Origin of the sequence: Burkholderia sp. S171 (assembly GCF_009766085.1) — a bacterium.
Taxonomy (GTDB): Bacteria; Pseudomonadota; Gammaproteobacteria; order Burkholderiales; family Burkholderiaceae; genus Caballeronia.
Map to the genome: position 1 here is coordinate 93,102 of NZ_LMUF01000030.1, position 15,631 is coordinate 108,732.

Annotated in this window: 14 protein-coding genes and 1 tRNA gene; 10 read left to right on the top strand and 5 right to left on the bottom strand. The window is 59.7% G+C overall.

The features are described from left to right. The first annotated feature begins 19 nt into the window (after window positions 1–19). Window positions 20–307, top strand: coding sequence for a hypothetical protein (locus GSQ93_RS14300; RefSeq protein ID WP_158936340.1), 288 nt, complete (start codon window positions 20–22; stop codon window positions 305–307). 215 nt (window positions 308–522) lie between these two features. Here the strand turns inward: GSQ93_RS14300 and GSQ93_RS14305 are convergent, their stop codons facing one another. Further along, on the bottom strand, window positions 523–1,422 hold the full coding sequence (locus tag GSQ93_RS14305) for a LysR family transcriptional regulator (protein WP_158936341.1): 900 nt from the start codon (window positions 1,420–1,422) through the stop codon (window positions 523–525). A 123-nt stretch (window positions 1,423–1,545) separates the two neighbouring features. Between GSQ93_RS14305 and GSQ93_RS14310 the strand changes: the two genes are divergently transcribed. The 3 genes from GSQ93_RS14310 to GSQ93_RS14320 are packed head-to-tail and all read left to right on the top strand — an operon-like array spanning window position 1,546 to window position 4,570. Then, window positions 1,546–2,862, top strand: a complete 1,317-nt coding sequence (locus GSQ93_RS14310; protein ID WP_158936342.1) for a CitMHS family transporter — start codon at window positions 1,546–1,548, stop codon at window positions 2,860–2,862. Between the two features lie 27 nt (window positions 2,863–2,889). Further along, the gene (locus GSQ93_RS14315; protein ID WP_158936343.1) at window positions 2,890–4,260 is read left to right on the top strand and encodes an acyclic terpene utilization AtuA family protein; all 1,371 of its coding nucleotides are present in this window, start codon (window positions 2,890–2,892) and stop codon (window positions 4,258–4,260) included. A gap of 1 nt (window position 4,261) precedes the next feature. Then, a complete protein-coding gene (locus GSQ93_RS14320; protein WP_158936344.1) occupies window positions 4,262–4,570 on the top strand; it encodes a hypothetical protein in 309 nt (102 codons plus the stop codon). Between the two features lie 299 nt (window positions 4,571–4,869). Here the strand turns inward: GSQ93_RS14320 and GSQ93_RS14325 are convergent, their stop codons facing one another. From GSQ93_RS14325 to GSQ93_RS14340, 4 genes are all read right to left on the bottom strand, one after another. Then, window positions 4,870–6,465 (bottom strand): NYN domain-containing protein, encoded by a 1,596-nt coding sequence (locus GSQ93_RS14325; protein ID WP_174254626.1) that lies wholly within the window; start codon window positions 6,463–6,465, stop codon window positions 4,870–4,872. 326 nt (window positions 6,466–6,791) lie between these two features. Beyond that, window positions 6,792–6,876: transfer RNA gene (locus tag GSQ93_RS14330), tRNA-Leu, on the bottom strand. Between the two features lie 147 nt (window positions 6,877–7,023). Further along, a complete protein-coding gene (locus tag GSQ93_RS14335) occupies window positions 7,024–8,184 on the bottom strand; it encodes an ABC transporter substrate-binding protein (protein WP_158936346.1) in 1,161 nt (386 codons plus the stop codon). Window positions 8,185–8,307: 123 nt separating this feature from the next. Next, window positions 8,308–9,249 (bottom strand): CysB family HTH-type transcriptional regulator, encoded by a 942-nt coding sequence (locus GSQ93_RS14340; protein ID WP_031359892.1) that lies wholly within the window; start codon window positions 9,247–9,249, stop codon window positions 8,308–8,310. A 220-nt stretch (window positions 9,250–9,469) separates the two neighbouring features. Here GSQ93_RS14340 and GSQ93_RS14345 point away from each other — a divergent pair, with 220 nt between their 5' ends. From GSQ93_RS14345 to cobA, 6 genes are all read left to right on the top strand, one after another. Continuing rightward, a complete protein-coding gene (locus tag GSQ93_RS14345) occupies window positions 9,470–11,149 on the top strand; it encodes a nitrite/sulfite reductase (protein WP_158936347.1) in 1,680 nt (559 codons plus the stop codon). A gap of 33 nt (window positions 11,150–11,182) precedes the next feature. Further along, the gene (locus GSQ93_RS14350; RefSeq protein ID WP_158936348.1) at window positions 11,183–11,722 is read left to right on the top strand and encodes a DUF934 domain-containing protein; all 540 of its coding nucleotides are present in this window, start codon (window positions 11,183–11,185) and stop codon (window positions 11,720–11,722) included. Beyond that, a complete protein-coding gene (locus GSQ93_RS14355) occupies window positions 11,719–12,450 on the top strand; it encodes a phosphoadenylyl-sulfate reductase (RefSeq protein WP_158936349.1) in 732 nt (243 codons plus the stop codon). Before GSQ93_RS14350 ends, GSQ93_RS14355 begins: the two co-directional genes overlap by 4 nt. 67 nt (window positions 12,451–12,517) lie before the next feature. Continuing rightward, entirely contained in the window at window positions 12,518–13,480 is a 963-nt protein-coding gene (gene cysD / locus GSQ93_RS14360) for a sulfate adenylyltransferase subunit CysD (protein ID WP_158936350.1), read from the top strand. A gap of 31 nt (window positions 13,481–13,511) precedes the next feature. Then, on the top strand, window positions 13,512–14,837 hold the full coding sequence (locus GSQ93_RS14365) for a sulfate adenylyltransferase subunit 1 (RefSeq protein ID WP_174254627.1): 1,326 nt from the start codon (window positions 13,512–13,514) through the stop codon (window positions 14,835–14,837). Window positions 14,838–14,846: 9 nt separating this feature from the next. After that, window positions 14,847–15,605 (top strand): uroporphyrinogen-III C-methyltransferase, encoded by a 759-nt coding sequence (gene cobA, locus GSQ93_RS14370; RefSeq protein ID WP_158936352.1) that lies wholly within the window; start codon window positions 14,847–14,849, stop codon window positions 15,603–15,605. The last annotated feature ends 26 nt before the right edge of the window (window positions 15,606–15,631 follow it).

Sequence of the window (15,631 nt, forward strand, 5' to 3'; positions counted from 1 at the left end):
ACTCCAGGGAGATTTAGCAATGACGAAGTTCTCGCAAATTGCAATGGTTGGTGCGCTCGCATTCGCGTTCGCAGGCACGGCAATGGCACAATCGGGTGGTGGCGGTTCGAAGACGGACGAAAGCAAGCCTGCTGTCAGTCCCAAAGAACCCAAACCGCACCTGCCGCACTTCAAGCATAAGAAAGCAGCATCGGGCGTAGGCGGTACGACGTTGCATCAGCAAGACAAGGCATCGCACCTGAAGGGCGCATCGGCTGCCGCAGCTGCTTCGGCCATGGGTACCAACGACAAGGGCCAACCGCAGTAAGCGGCAAGGCCTGGAAGCGAGCGCTTGGGACGGCATGTTTCAAAGCGCACCATACGGCGGCACGCGTGAGCGTGCCGCCGTGTTGTTTTTGTTTTTGGGTGAAGCAAATCACCCCGGCATTTTCATACCATTTGCTCGCGCCCGCATTGCAATGCTCAGTTGACCCGGCCACGAGTCGCTTATTTGCGTTGAATCGATAGCGGCGCCTTTTAGTTTTACTCGCCGCGTTGGCCGAGCCCCTTGACGATCACGCCAACAAACGCCTCCGTCACCGGCGGCAGGGTACGTCCGCGTTTCTTGACGAGCGCGATAGGACGCACGAAACCCGGTTCATCGATAACCCGCGCCACCAGCATCGGTTCCGCTCGCACCTCGCGCGCCGAGCGGGGCAGGATGGTCACGCCGAGCCCTGCCCGGACCATCGCCACCGCCGTCATCATGTAGGTCGGCTCGCAGGTGGGTACGGGTGCGCAGCCGGCGTGCTCGAACGCCGCATCCACCACTGCCCGCACGCTCGTACCCGCTGCCGTCAACACCAGCGGATATCGCACGATCTCCTCCAGCCCGAGCCGCTTCCCAGCCGTCAACGGATGCCCGTCCGGGCACACGACGCACAGCCGGTCCTCACCCGCGTGCAGCACTTCCAGCGAGGCGTCGGTGACCTCGCCGCCGGTCAGGCCCACGTCCACATCCTCGTTACGCACCAACGTATTGACGACGCTCGCCACAACGTCGCGGATTTGAAACGACACGTGCGGCAACTCGCGTCTCAAATCCTGGATCAGGTCGGGCAGCAAACTCGCGGCGAACGACGGCAGGCACGCGAGCCGCACTGTACCGGCGGAACCGTCGCTGAGCGCGCGGGCGTCGTGGAGAACCTGCTCCATGTCGCCGAGCGACTTTTGCAGGACGGGCAGCAAATCCCGACCGACCGGTGTCAACGCGACGCTGCGGCTATTGCGGTCGAACAGCCGCGCGCCGAGCGTTTCTTCGAGGCGGCGAATCTGCACGGTCAACGCGGGCTGCGACAGATGCAGCCGCCCCGCGGCGCGCGTGAAACTGCCCGCCTGCGCCACGGCAATGAATGCACGGATATCGCGGAGATTCAGGTCCATGACTTTCGATCATTACAAAACGTGATTGCTGTCATCAAATCATTTCAATTGTTTTATCGACGCTCCGAAATTACGCTTGGTTGATTCGTAAAACAATCGATTAAAAAAGATCGGAGACAAACCTTGCTGCCCTTACTTGGCCTGGCCACTATCGTCGTCCTGCTCGGGGCGATCCTTTCAAAACGGATGTCGCCGCTGGTGGCGCTGATCATCGTGCCGATAGCGGCGTCGCTGATCGGCGGCTTCGGCTTGCAGACGAGCAAGTTTGTCATCGACGGGCTGAAGAGCCTTGCGCCCGTCGTCGGCATGTTCGTCTTCGCGATCCTGTACTTCGGCACCATTACCGACGCGGGCACGCTCGATCCGATCATCGACCGGATTTTGCGCACGGTCGGCACGCGGCCGACGCGCATTGTGATGGGCACGACGCTGCTCGCGCTGTTGATCCACCTCGACGGTTCGGGCGCCGTTTGCTTTCTCGTCACCATCCCCGCAATGCTGCCGCTTTACGACCGTCTCAAGATGGATCGGCGCGTGTTGGCCGCGGCGGCGTCGATGGCGGCGGGGATCAATTTCCTGCCCTGGACCGGGCCGATGATCCGCGCGTCGGCGTCGCTGCATCTGCCTATATCGGCGTTATTCAATCCGTTGATTCCGGTGCAGATCGTGGGCCTTATATTTGTATTCGGCATGGCGTGGTGGCTTGGCCGGCGCGAAGAGAAGCGCTTGGGATACACAGGCGCTGACGGCGCAATCTCAATGCCTGGACACGTGCGAGCGCGCGAGCTCACCGACGAACAGAAAGCGCTGCGCCGACCGAAAAATTTCTGGTTCAACATCGTGCTGACGCTGGTCGTACTTGGCACGATGGTGGTGATGGGCGAGAAGATTCCACCGGCGATCATGTTCATGGTCGGGCTATGCGTCGCGTTGCTCGTCAACTATCCGAACGTGGATATGCAGCGCCAGCGCATTGATGCCCACGCACGCGCCGCGCTGATGATGGCCGGCATCCTGCTCGCAGCCGGCGTGTTCACCGGCGTGATGCAAGGCAGCGGCATGCTCAAGGCGATGGCGCAAGCCGCCGTTGGGTTTGTGCCGCCATCGATGGCAACGCACATTCCCGTTGCGCTCGGTTTCTTATCGATGCCGCTCAGCATGCTCTTCGATCCCGACTCGTTCTACTTCGGTGTGCTGCCTGTGATCGCGGAAGTGGCGGGGCAGCTCGGCGTGCCAGCCGTGCATGTCGGCCAGGCAGCATTGCTTGGTCAGATGACGACGGGGTTCCCGGTCAGCCCGCTCACGCCCGCGACATTCCTGGTCGTCGGACTGACCGGCATCGATCTCGCCGACCATCAGAAATTCACCTTTCCGCTGTTGTTCGGCGCATCGATCGTGATGACGATCGCGTGTGTCGTGCTGGGCATCTTTCCTCTTTGAGCGCGTTTTTCAACGCAAGGAATGGGTATGACTGCTGCACTCAACGCTGTGACCCAAGCCACCCGTGTGCGGATTGGCGCGGGCGCGGGTTACTCGGGCGACCGCATCGAGCCCGCGGTCGAACTGGCTGAACACGGAGCGCTCGACTATCTCGTGTTCGAATGTTTGGCAGAGCGAACTATTGCGCTTGCGCAGCAGGCACGGCGAGCGAATCCGGAGCTGGGTTACGACCCGTTGCTCGAAGCCCGGATGCGCGCGGTGTTGCCGGCTGCCGTGCGCAATGGTGTGAGGATTATCTCGAACATGGGCGCGGCAAACCCGTTGGCGGCGGCGCGCAAGACGGCATCGATTGCGCATGAGTTGGGCTTGAGCAGATTGAAAATCGCGGCTGTCAGTGGCGATGATGTACTCGATGTCGTGAGGCAAGGAACATATGTGTTCGAGGAATCGGGCGACAGCGTGGCCGACTACGACAGCAGGCTTGTTTCGGCGAATGCGTATCTGGGCGCGGAGCCGATTGTCGATGCGTTGAAGGCCGGCGCCGATATCGTGCTCACCGGCCGCGCGGCCGATCCGTCCTTGTTCACGGCACCGTTGATCCATGCATTCGGCTGGGCGATGGACGATTGGAACACGCTCGGTCAGGCGACGGTGGTCGGGCATTTGCTCGAATGCGCGGGGCAGATCACGGGCGGTTATTTCGCTGACCCCGGCTTCAAGGACGTGCCGATGCTCGCGCGCCTCGGCTTCCCGATAGGCGAGGTCGACGCCGACGGCGCCGTCACGATCACCAAGGTCGCGCACGCCGGCGGCCGTGTGACGGAGGCCACGTGCAAGGAGCAACTGCTGTACGAGATCCACGATCCTCGCCGGTATCTGCAGCCCGATGTGGTCGCCGACTTCACGCAGGTTCGCGTGGTGGAGGAAGCGCCGGATCGAGTACGCGTGAGCGGCGGCCGTGGCACGTCAAGGACCGGGACGTTGAAGGTGACCGTGGCTTACGTCGATGGGTTTATCGGCGAAGGGCAGATTTCCTATGGCGGTCCGGGCGCGGTCGCACGGGCAAAACTGGCGCTTGAGATTGTGCGTGAACGGTTGGAGATAACGGGCGTCGCGACGAGTGAACTGCGCTTTGATTTGATCGGTATCGACTCGTTACACGGCGCGACGCTGGGTGAACGTAACGCGGAACCGTATGAAGTTCGGGTACGTGTCTCTGGGCGCACGGATTCGATGGGGGAGGCCGTTCGTATCGGCAATGAAGTCGAGACGCTCTATACCAATGGTCCGGCAGGCGGCGGCGGAGTGACGAAGACGGCGCGTGAAGTGATCGCGGTGCAGTCGGTTTTAATGCCACGAGAACGCGTGCGACCATCGTTCGAGATGGTGGAGACTTGAGATGAAACTACGCCAACTGGCTCATTCCCGAACCGGCGATAAGGGCAATACGCTGAATGTATCGGTGATCTGTTACGACGTGCGGCACTACGATCATCTGCTCGCGCATGTCACGCCGGAGCGTGTGAAGGCGCATCTGATCGATGTAGTGAAGGGCGATGTGACACGCTTCGAATTGCTGGAAATATCGGCGATGAATTTCGTGCTCGGACGCGCGCTGGGCGGCGGCGTGACGCGTTCACTCGCGTTGGATGCGCATGGGAAATCGCTAAGCTCGGCGCTGATGGATCTGGAGATTCCGGAGCCTTAAGGCGTTGCGTTGTTGGGTTAAGCGCAGTGGCGAATGAGGCCAGCTGTGGCAAGCCGGGCTTACTTTGTGTGCGCCCGGCAGGGGTTAGCGGAACGGCAAGGGTGTCGCGGCGACTGCGAATTTTAAGAAAGCTGAAGCCGAATACAAAGCAGGGATACGGGCAGCTTCGTTCCCTACTCAATTGGCTTTCAATGCCCTAGCTGCCGCCGCGGCGTTCCCGCCGTTTAGCCACAAGCAATTTCCAAGTGACCGACATCGCCATGAAAACCACGCCATGGCGATGACCTGTCTTTAACCCTTCACTCTTCGCTCGTTGCGGCGGCGGTCTTTCGCGGACGCCGGCTAGCTGGAGCTGTTTTACGCGGGGTCTTTTTCGCTGCCGTTTTCTTTGCCGCGGGCTTGTCCGTGCTCTCGACAGTTTTGGTCGCAGCGGCGCTCTCAATTGGCGTTTCCGGCTGCGTCTTTGTCACGACTTTCTTCGCCGCTGCTTGACGTCCACGTCGCGCCACGCCGGGCTTCGGTGACGGCGCTTCACTTACTTCGCGGGATTGCGCAGGTGTTTCTTCCGTGCGTTCCACGAACACGAATTCTTCCTTAGCTTTCACCGGTAGCGTGAAGAATGGTCGCTCGTCTGCGGCTTGCGCGTGAGTTTCCACATGAGCTTCGGGTAGCCGTTCCGGTGCTGCATCGAACAGCGGTTCGTGAACCTGCGGCCTTGGGTTCCGGTTATTCCGGCGATTGCGGTCGCGGCCCTGTCTCGGTCGCGCATCTACTTGCGGTTCAGGTTGCTGCGCGATTTGCGGCTCGTCGAAGAGCGGTTCCGCGACCTGCGATCGTGCGTCTGGTCCGTCCCTGCGATCATGCTCGCTACCCGATTCGGCTTGCGCTTCTGAACGCGTTCCCGGTTGCGCCTCGCGCGGTTCATCGAAGAGGGGTTCTGAAACTTGCGGACGCGGGTTACGGCCTTTCCTCCGATTCCGGTCGTTACCCGAGTTACCCGTCTGCCGGTTTTCCTTCGGCACGATGGGCGCCTCGATGTCCCTCACGGGTTCCGTGACGGCCACCGATTGCGTGCGAAACACAAACGAACCCGATTTTTCATCCCGCCCAACTTCGAGCAGACCACGCACCTGCGCTTCCTCCAGCAGATTGCCAAATGCGCGAAATCCGTAGTACGACTCGTTGAAATCGGGCTTGCGCCGCTTGATTGCGCTCTTGAGCACCGATGCCCAGATCTTCCCGCTTTCGCCACGCTCGGAGGCGAGGTCATCGAACGTTTCCACAGCAATCGCAATGGCCTTGGCCTTGCGTGCTTCGAGTTCCTGCTTGGGCTGGCCGTCGTCAGGCGAACGCTTCGCTGACGATGATGCCGCTGCGTTCGCATCCCGTGCGTCACGTGCTTCACGAGCCTCGCGCGCTTCACGTTTAGCGATGCTGCGTTGCTGCTCGCGTACGAGGTCATCGTAGAAAATGAATTCATCGCAGTTCGCGACGAGCAGGTCGGAGGTCGAGTTTTTCACGCCCACACCGATCACTTTCTTCGCGTTCTCGCGCAGCTTCGACACCAGCGGCGAGAAGTCCGAATCGCCGCTGATGATGACGAACGTATCTACGTGGGACTTCGTGTAGCAGAGATCGAGCGCGTCGACGACGAGCCGGATGTCCGCTGAATTCTTGCCCGACTGACGCACGTGCGGAATTTCGATCAGCTCGAAACTCGCTTCGTGCATGGCCGCTTTAAAACCTTTGTAGCGATCCCAGTCGCAATAAGCCTTTTTCACCACGATGCTGCCTTTGAGCAGCAGCCGTTCGAGCACCGGCATGATGTCGAACTTGTCGTACTTTGCGTCGCGCACGCCGAGGGCGACGTTTTCGAAGTCGCAAAACAACGCCATGCTGACGCTATCAGGGGATGAGGCCATAGAAACTCCAGCAGGAATGCCGGGTAAGCACGGCAGGTATTAACGAGCGCACATGATATCTGTTTGTGCGGTGAGGTTTGAGAGGAAGGAAACAATCGTGGCGGGAAGGGGCACTTTTGGTCGCGTGCCGCGAGGCGCGTATATCGAAGGAACAGACGTGTTCGGATCGTGGGTTCCGTGAAGTCCAGCTAAGCCATTTGCACGCGAATTGACGGTGGTTTGAATTCCGCCAAATCGATCTAGCCAAGGCCCAATGCGAAAAAGCCGTCTCTGCATACGCAGAAACGGCTTTTCGGAAATGGTGCCCGGGGCCGGAATCGAACCGGCACGCCTTGCGGCGGGGGATTTTGAGTCCCCTGCGTCTACCAATTTCACCACCCGGGCAAACAGCATTTGAACCTGCCGACTGGGAGCGGAAAAATCCCGACGCCAACCGGCAAGTCAGCGATTATGCCGAAAATCGTTTCCGCGGGCAAGCCCTCGGATGCCCGCAGCGGACAACCGCGGTCACTGGTCCACTTATCGGTCCACTCACTGGCTCAAATACGTGAACTGGCCGTTCTTGATGATGCCCATCACGCTGGCCCGTTGATCCAACCCGACGTGATCGGTCGCGCTGGTGTTAACCACGCCGTTCGGCACGACCAACTCATGCGCGTGTTCCAGCTCCGAGCGCAACGCCACACGAAACGCCACCGTCCCAGGCTGCCCGGCCTTGAGTGCACGCGCAACCGCGTCCTCCAGCCGCGGATAGACCCCGGCCGCATCGCCGGCAAACTGCGTGACCGAACCCTTGCCGTATTTCGCCTCATACGCGTCAACAAAAGCCAGCGCCGCTTTCTTCGACGGATGGTCAGCCGGCAATGTCCGCGCGACCACCACCGGCTGCGTCGGGAACAGCGTGCCCTCCACGTCCTTGCCGCCGAGCTTGATGAACTCCGGCGTCGCAATGCCGTGTGTCTGGTAAATCGCACCCTTGTACCCGCGCTCGATCAACGTGCGTTCCGGCAACACCGTCGGCGTACCCGCGCCCGCGATCAGCACCGCATCCGGTTTCGCGGACATCAGCTTGAGGATCTGCCCGGTCACGCTCGCGTCCGTGCGATTGAAACGCTCGCTCGCGACCACCTTGATATGCCGCAACTCGGCGAACTTCGAAAACTCGTTGAACCAGCTATCGCCGTAACTATCGGCGAAACCGATGAAACCGACCGTCTTCACATTCCGGTTGACCATCGTGCGGGTCATCACGTCGGCCATGGCGCGGTCGGTCTGGGCCATCTTGAACGCCCACACCTTCTTGCCTTCCTGAGGCTCCACAACCGATGCCGAGCCGATCAGCGTGATCATCGGCGTCTGGTATTCAGCCACCGGATCGAGCGCCGCGAGCGCTGCCGGCGTGATGTTCGGCCCGACGATCACATCGACCTTGTCTTCTGTAATCAGCTTGCGGATATTGCGCACGGCAGCGCCCGGATCGGAGCCATCGTCGAGAATGATGTATTCCGCTTGTTGACCCGCGATCGTCTTCGGCCACATCAGCATGGCGTTCTTGCTCGTGATGCCGATGGCGGCCGCCGGACCCGTGCTCGACAAATCGATACCGACTTTCAGCTGCGCACTGGCAGCGGCACTGAAAAACGCGAGCGCGCTGAACATCAGCGCCGGGCGCATGAACTTCGACAACTTCATTGGATGGTCTCCGCAACGAGGGTGTGGTTTAAAAATGCTGAAGTGTGAGGCTGACAAAAATCGCGCGGCGCGAGTTTCGACGCGAGCGTTGCCCGCGTCGTACGTCGTCTCGAACCCGGTGAATCAAAGCTCGTAGGTTTCGTGCTCGCCCGACAGCGCTTGCTCGATCAGCTTGCGGTTCATCGAAGGCGAGAGCAGTTCGACCAGCGTGTACACATAGCTGCGTAAATACGCGCCTTGTTTTAAAGCGAGCCGCGTGACGTTCGTGCCGAACAGATGGCCAACGGGCATCGCGCGAAGATGTTTATCGCGTTCCGGGTTAAACGCGATATCCGCGAGAATGCCCACGCCCAGGCCTAGCTCGACGTAGGTCTTGATCACGTCGGCATCAATCGCTTCCAGCACGATATCGGGCGTCAGGTGGCGCAGCGCGAACGCCTGGTTGATTTTCGAGCGGCCGGCGAACGCGTTGTCGTAGGTGATGATCGGGTATTGCGCGAGGTCGTCGAGCGTCAGCAGCTTGCGCTCGAGCAGCGGATGATCCGGCTGCACCACAGCTACGTGATGCCACTGAAAGCAGGGCAGCGACACCAGTTCCTTATAGTTGGCGATCGCTTCCGTGGCGATGGCGATATCCGCCTGGTCATGGATGACCATTTCGGCGACCTGCGTCGGGCTGCCTTGCAAAATGGAAAGGTGCACCTTCGGGAAGCGCTTCTTGAACTCCGCGATGGCGTTCGGCAGCGAATAACGCGCCTGCGTATGGGTGGCCGCGATCACAAGATTGCCCTGATCCTGCGCCGCGTAATCTTTACCGACGCGCTTCAGGCTTTCGACTTCCTGCAGGATTTTTTCCACCGATGCCAGGATAATTCGCCCCGGTTCCGTCAGCGAACGAACCCGTTTGCCGTGACGCGTGAAGATCTCGACGCCGAGTTCATCCTCCAGCTCGATGATCGCCTTCGATACCCCCGGCTGCGACGTGAACAGCGCTTTAGCGGCTTCGGTGAGGTTGTAGTTCTGGCGGACGGCCTCGCGCACGAAGCGGAACTGGTGCAGATTCATATATAACCCACCGGCATATCAAAGTAATTTATCAGTCGTTTGCAATATATAGGAAGTTTATTACTATCGAGCCAATTTTTCCAATATCGATATCTGTATTTGTCATAAGCAAATGAACGCATTGTCCGAACGGCGTTCCAGGCAATGACTCTACCAATAGCGATGTGCGGCGTGGCTAGGACGCCGTACTGACGGAACTACTGAAAACTGGGGCCCCCGAATGTATCAATACGATCAGATCGACCAGAAAATCGTCGACGAACGCGTCGCTCAATACAGCGACCAAGTGCGCCGCCGCTTGTCCGGCGAGTTGAGCGAAGAAGAATTCCGGCCGCTGCGCCTGCAGAACGGTCTGTATTTGCAGCGCCACGCGTACATGCACCGCATCGCGATTCCATACGGCAACTTGCGCAGCGACCAGATGCGCATGCTTGGCACGATCGCGCGTGAACACGACCGCAGCTACGGCCACTTTTCGACGCGCACCAACATCCAGTTCAACTGGATTCAGCTCGAAGAAACGCCTGAGATTTTGCGCAAGCTGGCATCGGTGCAAATGCACGGCATTCAAACGTCAGGCAATTGCATCCGCAATATCACTGCTGATCAATTCGCTGGTGTTGCGCCCGATGAAATCGTCGACCCGCGTCCGTGGGCCGAAATTCTCCGCCAATGGTCGACGTTTCACCCCGAGTTCGCATGGCTTCCGCGCAAGTTCAAGATCGCGGTGAATGGCTCGGTGGAAGATCGCGCAGCCGTGCAAGTGCACGATCTGGGCGTGTATCTGAAGAAGAACGCTGACGGCGAAGTGGTCGCGAGCATTCTGGCGGGCGGCGGCTTGGGTCGTACGCCGATCGTTGGCGCGATCATCAAGGAAGATCTGCCCTGGCAGCATCTGCTGACGTATTGCGAAGCGGTGTTGCGTGTGTATAACCGCTACGGCCGTCGCGACAATATGTATAAGGCGCGGATCAAGATTCTCGTGAAGGCGCTGAGCCCCGCAAAATTCGCGCAGCAAGTGGAAGAAGAATGGGCGCATTTGAAGGACGGTCCTTCCACGCTCACGCAAGAAGAACTCGACCGTGTGTCGCATTTCTTCGCGCCGCCCGCGTATGAAAAGCTGCCGGATACGGATGCATCGTATGAAAAGCATCTCATCGATAGCAAGCCGTTCGCGCGCTGGATCGAACGCAACGTGCGGCCGCACAAGGTGCCGGGCTACGCGTCGGTGACGTTGTCGTTGAAGCCCACGGGCATTGCGCCGGGCGACGCAACGGACGTGCAGATGGAAGCCGTCGCCGATCTCGCCGATGAATTCTCGTTCAGTGAAATCCGCGTCTCGCACGAGCAGAACCTGATCCTCGCGAACGTGAAGAAGCGTGATCTGTACACGGTGTGGGAACACGCGAAGGCGCTGGGTTTCGCGACATCGAATATTGGTTTGCTGACCGACATCATTGCGTGCCCGGGCGGCGATTTCTGCTCGCTCGCGAATGCGAAGTCGATCCCGATTGCGCAAGCTATCCAAGAGCGTTTCAGCGATCTCGACTACGTGTATGACTTGGGCGACCTGACGCTGAACATCTCGGGTTGCATCAACGCGTGCGGTCATCATCACATTGGCAACATCGGCGTGCTCGGTGTCGATAAAGACGGCTCCGAGTGGTATCAGGTCACGCTTGGCGGCGAGCAAAGCTCGGGCGCAACGGGCGCGCATCTTGGCCGCGTGATCGGCCCGTCGTTCTCGGCGGAAGAGATGCCCGACGTGGTCTCGCAAGTGATCGATACGTTCGTTGAGAACCGCATTGAAGGTGAGCGGTTCATCGAGACGTATGGCCGTATCGGCATCGCACCGTTCAAGGAACGCGTGTACGCGTCGCGCCAGCCGGCGCATGCCTGATTGCTACGTTGAGTCGCTCAAGGAATAAAACACATGGCTTTGATTATCAAGAATCGCGAAGTGGTTGAAGACGACTGGCACGTGGTGCGCGCGGCTGAAGACGGCACGCTGCCCGCAGTCGATGCATTGTTGCCCGGCAAAGTTATCGTGCCGTTCACGTGGTGGAAAGAGCACAAGAACGCGTTGACCGCGGCACACAAGGAAGAACCGATCGGCGTGTGGCTCGCTCCGGACGATGAACCCGCGGAACTGGTCGAGGACTTTGACAAGATCGCGCTGATCGCTGTCGATTTCCCCAAGTTCAGCGATGGCCGTGGTTTCAGCATCGGCCGTTTGCTGCGCGAGCGTTATCACTGGGCCGGTGAGTTGCGGGCTATCGGCGACGTATTGCGCGATCAGTTGCGCTTCCACGAACGTTGCGGCTTTGACGCGTTCGCCGTTCGCGCCGACAAGGACATTCACGACGCGCTGAATGCGTTCGGTGAACTGAGCATTCCATATCAAGGCGCTGTCGACAATCCGGAACCGCTGTTTCGCCGCCGCGAAAAAGCAGCCGCCGGAGCGTCTGCATGAATGCCGAACTGCAAGCCAAAGTCGAACGTCTGGACAGGTTGCTCGATTCCATCGCGCAACGTCATGCGAACGTCAAGCTAGCCAGCAGTCTCGCCGCCGAAGACATGTTGCTCACGCACGCCATTCTTTCGCGCGACGTGAAGATCGGCATCTTCTCGCTGAACACCGGTCGTCTGCACGCTGAAACGCTGGGCATGATCGATCGCGTGAAAGAGCGGTATGGCTACGACATCGAACAGTTTCATCCGCAGCCGGAAGCGGTTGAGGAGTACGTTCGGGATCATGGTCTGAACGCGTTCTACGAGAGCGTCGATTTGCGTAAAAGCTGTTGCGGTATTCGCAAGGTCGAGCCGCTGAATCGTGCGCTGAGCAATGTCAGCGCATGGGTCACGGGCCAACGTCGCGAACAGTCGGTAACACGTGTTGAGCTGCATGAAGAAGAGCACGACGCGCCGCGTGATATCGCGAAGTTCAATCCGCTCGCGGACTGGACTGAAGCGGATGTCTGGGCTTATTTAGAAGCCCTCGATGTTCCCGTCAACCCGCTGCATGCGCGCGGTTATCCGAGCATCGGCTGTGAGCCGTGCACGCGTGCAATCCGTCCGGGCGAAGATAGCCGGGCAGGACGCTGGTGGTGGGAATCGCAGGATACAAAGGAATGCGGCTTGCACATCACGAACATCAAGATTGTGGAAGATCGTAGCGAAGCGCCAAGTTCGGCACTCTAAACGCATTGATATTGATGCATGACGCCACAAGTTGAGTGTCATGCAAAGCAACCAAGGAATGACGCATATGAGCAGCACGCTCGATTCAACAGTCAACGCTCCGATCGCGAATCGCGAGACCCGCATGGACCATCTCGACTGGCTCGAAGCCGAGTCCATTCATATCCTGCGCGAACTCGTCGCCGAGTGCAGCAAGCCTGCGCTGTTGTTCTCCGGCGGCAAGGATTCGGTCGTCGTGCTGCATCTTGCGTTGAAGGCGTTTGGTTTGGGCTCGGGTCGCAAGACCGTGCTGCCGTTCCCGCTGGTTCATATCGATACCGGTCATAACTTTAGCGAAGTCATCGACTTCCGCGATCGTCGCGCCGCTGAAATTGGGGCGGAGCTTGTGGTCGGTCATGTCGAAGATTCGATCAAGAAAGGCACCGTTCGTCTGCGTCGCGAAACGGATTCGCGTAACGCTGCGCAAGCAGTGACGTTGCTCGAAACCATCGAGGAATACGGTTATACGGCGTTGATCGGCGGCGCGCGTCGCGATGAAGAAAAGGCCCGCGCGAAGGAGCGCATCTTCTCTTTCCGCGATGAGTTCGGTCAGTGGGATCCGAAAGCGCAACGCCCGGAATTGTGGAGCATTTATAACGCGCGTTTGCATAACGGCGAACACTTGCGCGTGTTCCCGATTTCGAACTGGACCGAACTGGATATCTGGCAATACATCGGGCGCGAGAAGCTTGAATTGCCTTCGATTTACTACGCGCATGATCGCGAGATCATTCGACGCAACGGCTTGCTCGTGCCGCTGACGCCGATCACACCGCTGCTGGAAGGCGAAGTATCGGAAGTCGCGCAAGTGCGGTTTCGTACCGTTGGCGACATCAGTTGCACGTGCCCCGTTGCCAGCGACGCCGATGACGTCGAGAAGATCATCGCGGAAACGGCCGTGACGGAAATCACGGAACGCGGCGCCACGCGCATGGACGATCAAGCGTCCGAAGCCGCGATGGAAACCCGCAAGAAACAAGGTTATTTCTAAGCATCACGCCGCAAACAAGGAACAGGGAAACATCATGAGCATTCATCAACCCGAAGACCTCGGCGTGTTGCGTTTCATCACGGCAGGCAGCGTTGACGACGGCAAGAGCACGCTGATCGGCCGCCTGCTGTTCGATAGCAAGGCGGTGTTGTCGGATCAGTTGTCGGCGTTGTCGCGGGCGAAGAATAAGCGCACCGTTGGCGATGAAATCGATTTGTCGCTGCTGACCGATGGTCTTGAAGCCGAGCGTGAGCAGGGCATTACCATCGACGTGGCGTACCGTTATTTTGCAACGGCGAAGCGCAAGTTCATCATCGCCGATACCCCCGGTCACGAGCAGTACACGCGCAACATGGTGACGGGTGCATCGACCGCGCACGCTGCGATCATTCTCGTCGATGCCACGCGTGTCACGTTGCAGGACGGCGTTGCGCAATTGCTGCCGCAGACCGTGCGCCACAGCGCGATCGTGAAGTTGCTTGGGCTGCAGCATGTGATCGTCGCGATCAACAAGATGGATTTGATTGAGTTCAGCGAGACGCGCTTCAACGAGATCCGCGACGCTTACGTTGAACTCGCGCGCAGGCTTGGAATTGCCGATGTGCGCTTCGTGCCGGTGTCGGCGTTGAAGGGCGACAACATTGTGACTGCCAGCGAGCGCATGCCCTGGTATGCGGGCGAGCCGCTGCTCGATCTGCTCGAAGCACTGCCGGTTGCGCAGCCTGTTGATCAGGCGCTGCGTTTCCCGGTGCAATGGGTCGCGCGTCAGGACGGCAGTCAGGCCGACGATTTCCGCGGCTACATGGGCCGGGTGGAATCGGGCGAAGTGAAACTGGGCGACACGATCACCGTGCTGCCGGCCAATCGTGATGCAACCGTTGCCGAGATCATCGCGCCGGTTCCGGGCGGCGTGGCGCAAGTGGATCGCGCGTTCGCGGGCCAGACGGTGACCATTCGCCTGGCGGAAGATGTCGACGTCTCGCGTGGCGATACGTTCGTGCCGCGCAACACGAGCGGCGTCAAGATCGAGCCGGCGAAGAAGCTGGACGCTGACCTGTGCTGGTTCGACGAAGAGCCGCTCTCGCCGCGGCGCAAGTACTTGCTGAAGCAGACCACGAACACGGTGTTCGCGCGGATTGGTGCGATCAAGGAAGTGCTCGACGTGCATACGCTGCTGCACGCGGTGGACCGCCATGACCTGACGATGAACGACATCGGCCGCGTGGCGCTGACGCTTCAAAAGCCGATCGTCTGCGATGCCTACGACACGCATCAGGGCACGGGCGCGTTTGTTCTTATCGATGAAGCGACGCATCACACGGTTGCGGCCGGGATGATTCGCTCGTATTCAGCCTGAGTATTGACTATGGGTAAGGTGTATCTGATCGGCGCGGGGCCCGGTGCGGCGGATCTGATTACGGTTCGCGGCGCCCGGTTGTTGAGCCAGGCACAGGTTGTTTTGCATGACGCGCTGATCGAGCCGGCCATGCTCGACTACGCGTTAGATGCGCGCAAGATCGCGGTTGGAAAGCGTTGCGGACAGCGCTCGACAGCGCAGCATTTCATCAACAAGCAGATCGTCGATGCCGCTCGTGAACATGACGTTGTCGTGCGCTTGAAAGGCGGCGACCCCATGCTTTTCGGTCGCGCCGACGAAGAAATGCGTGCGCTCGAAGCGGCGGGTATCGAGTATGAAGTAGTGCCGGGGATCACGGCCGCGTTGGCAAGCGCCGCGACGCTGAAGCGCTCGCTGACCTTGCGCGGGGTATCGCGGAGTGTTGCTCTGGCGACGTATAGCCGTGCTCCTGACAGCGATGAAATCCGCGAGCAGGCAAGCGCCGATTCGCTCGTGTTCTACATGGGGCGCGACAGCGCGCCGGAGATTGCGCAACAGCTGATCGAGGCAGGGCGGCCGGCGTCTACACCGGTTGCTATCGTCGAGGCTTGCAGTACGCCGCGCGAGCGTTCGTTGACGCTGACGCTGGGTGAAATGGCGATTGGTGAAGCGCAGGATTGGCTTGACGCGTCGCAGCCGAGTTTGCTGATGATCGGCGAGGCGTTTGCGGAGCGGTCGATTTGTGTACCGGTCCAAAGCCTGGAAGCGGCGTTGCAGGCTGCAGCCTGATTGAGACTGATGGCGACGCTGTGAAA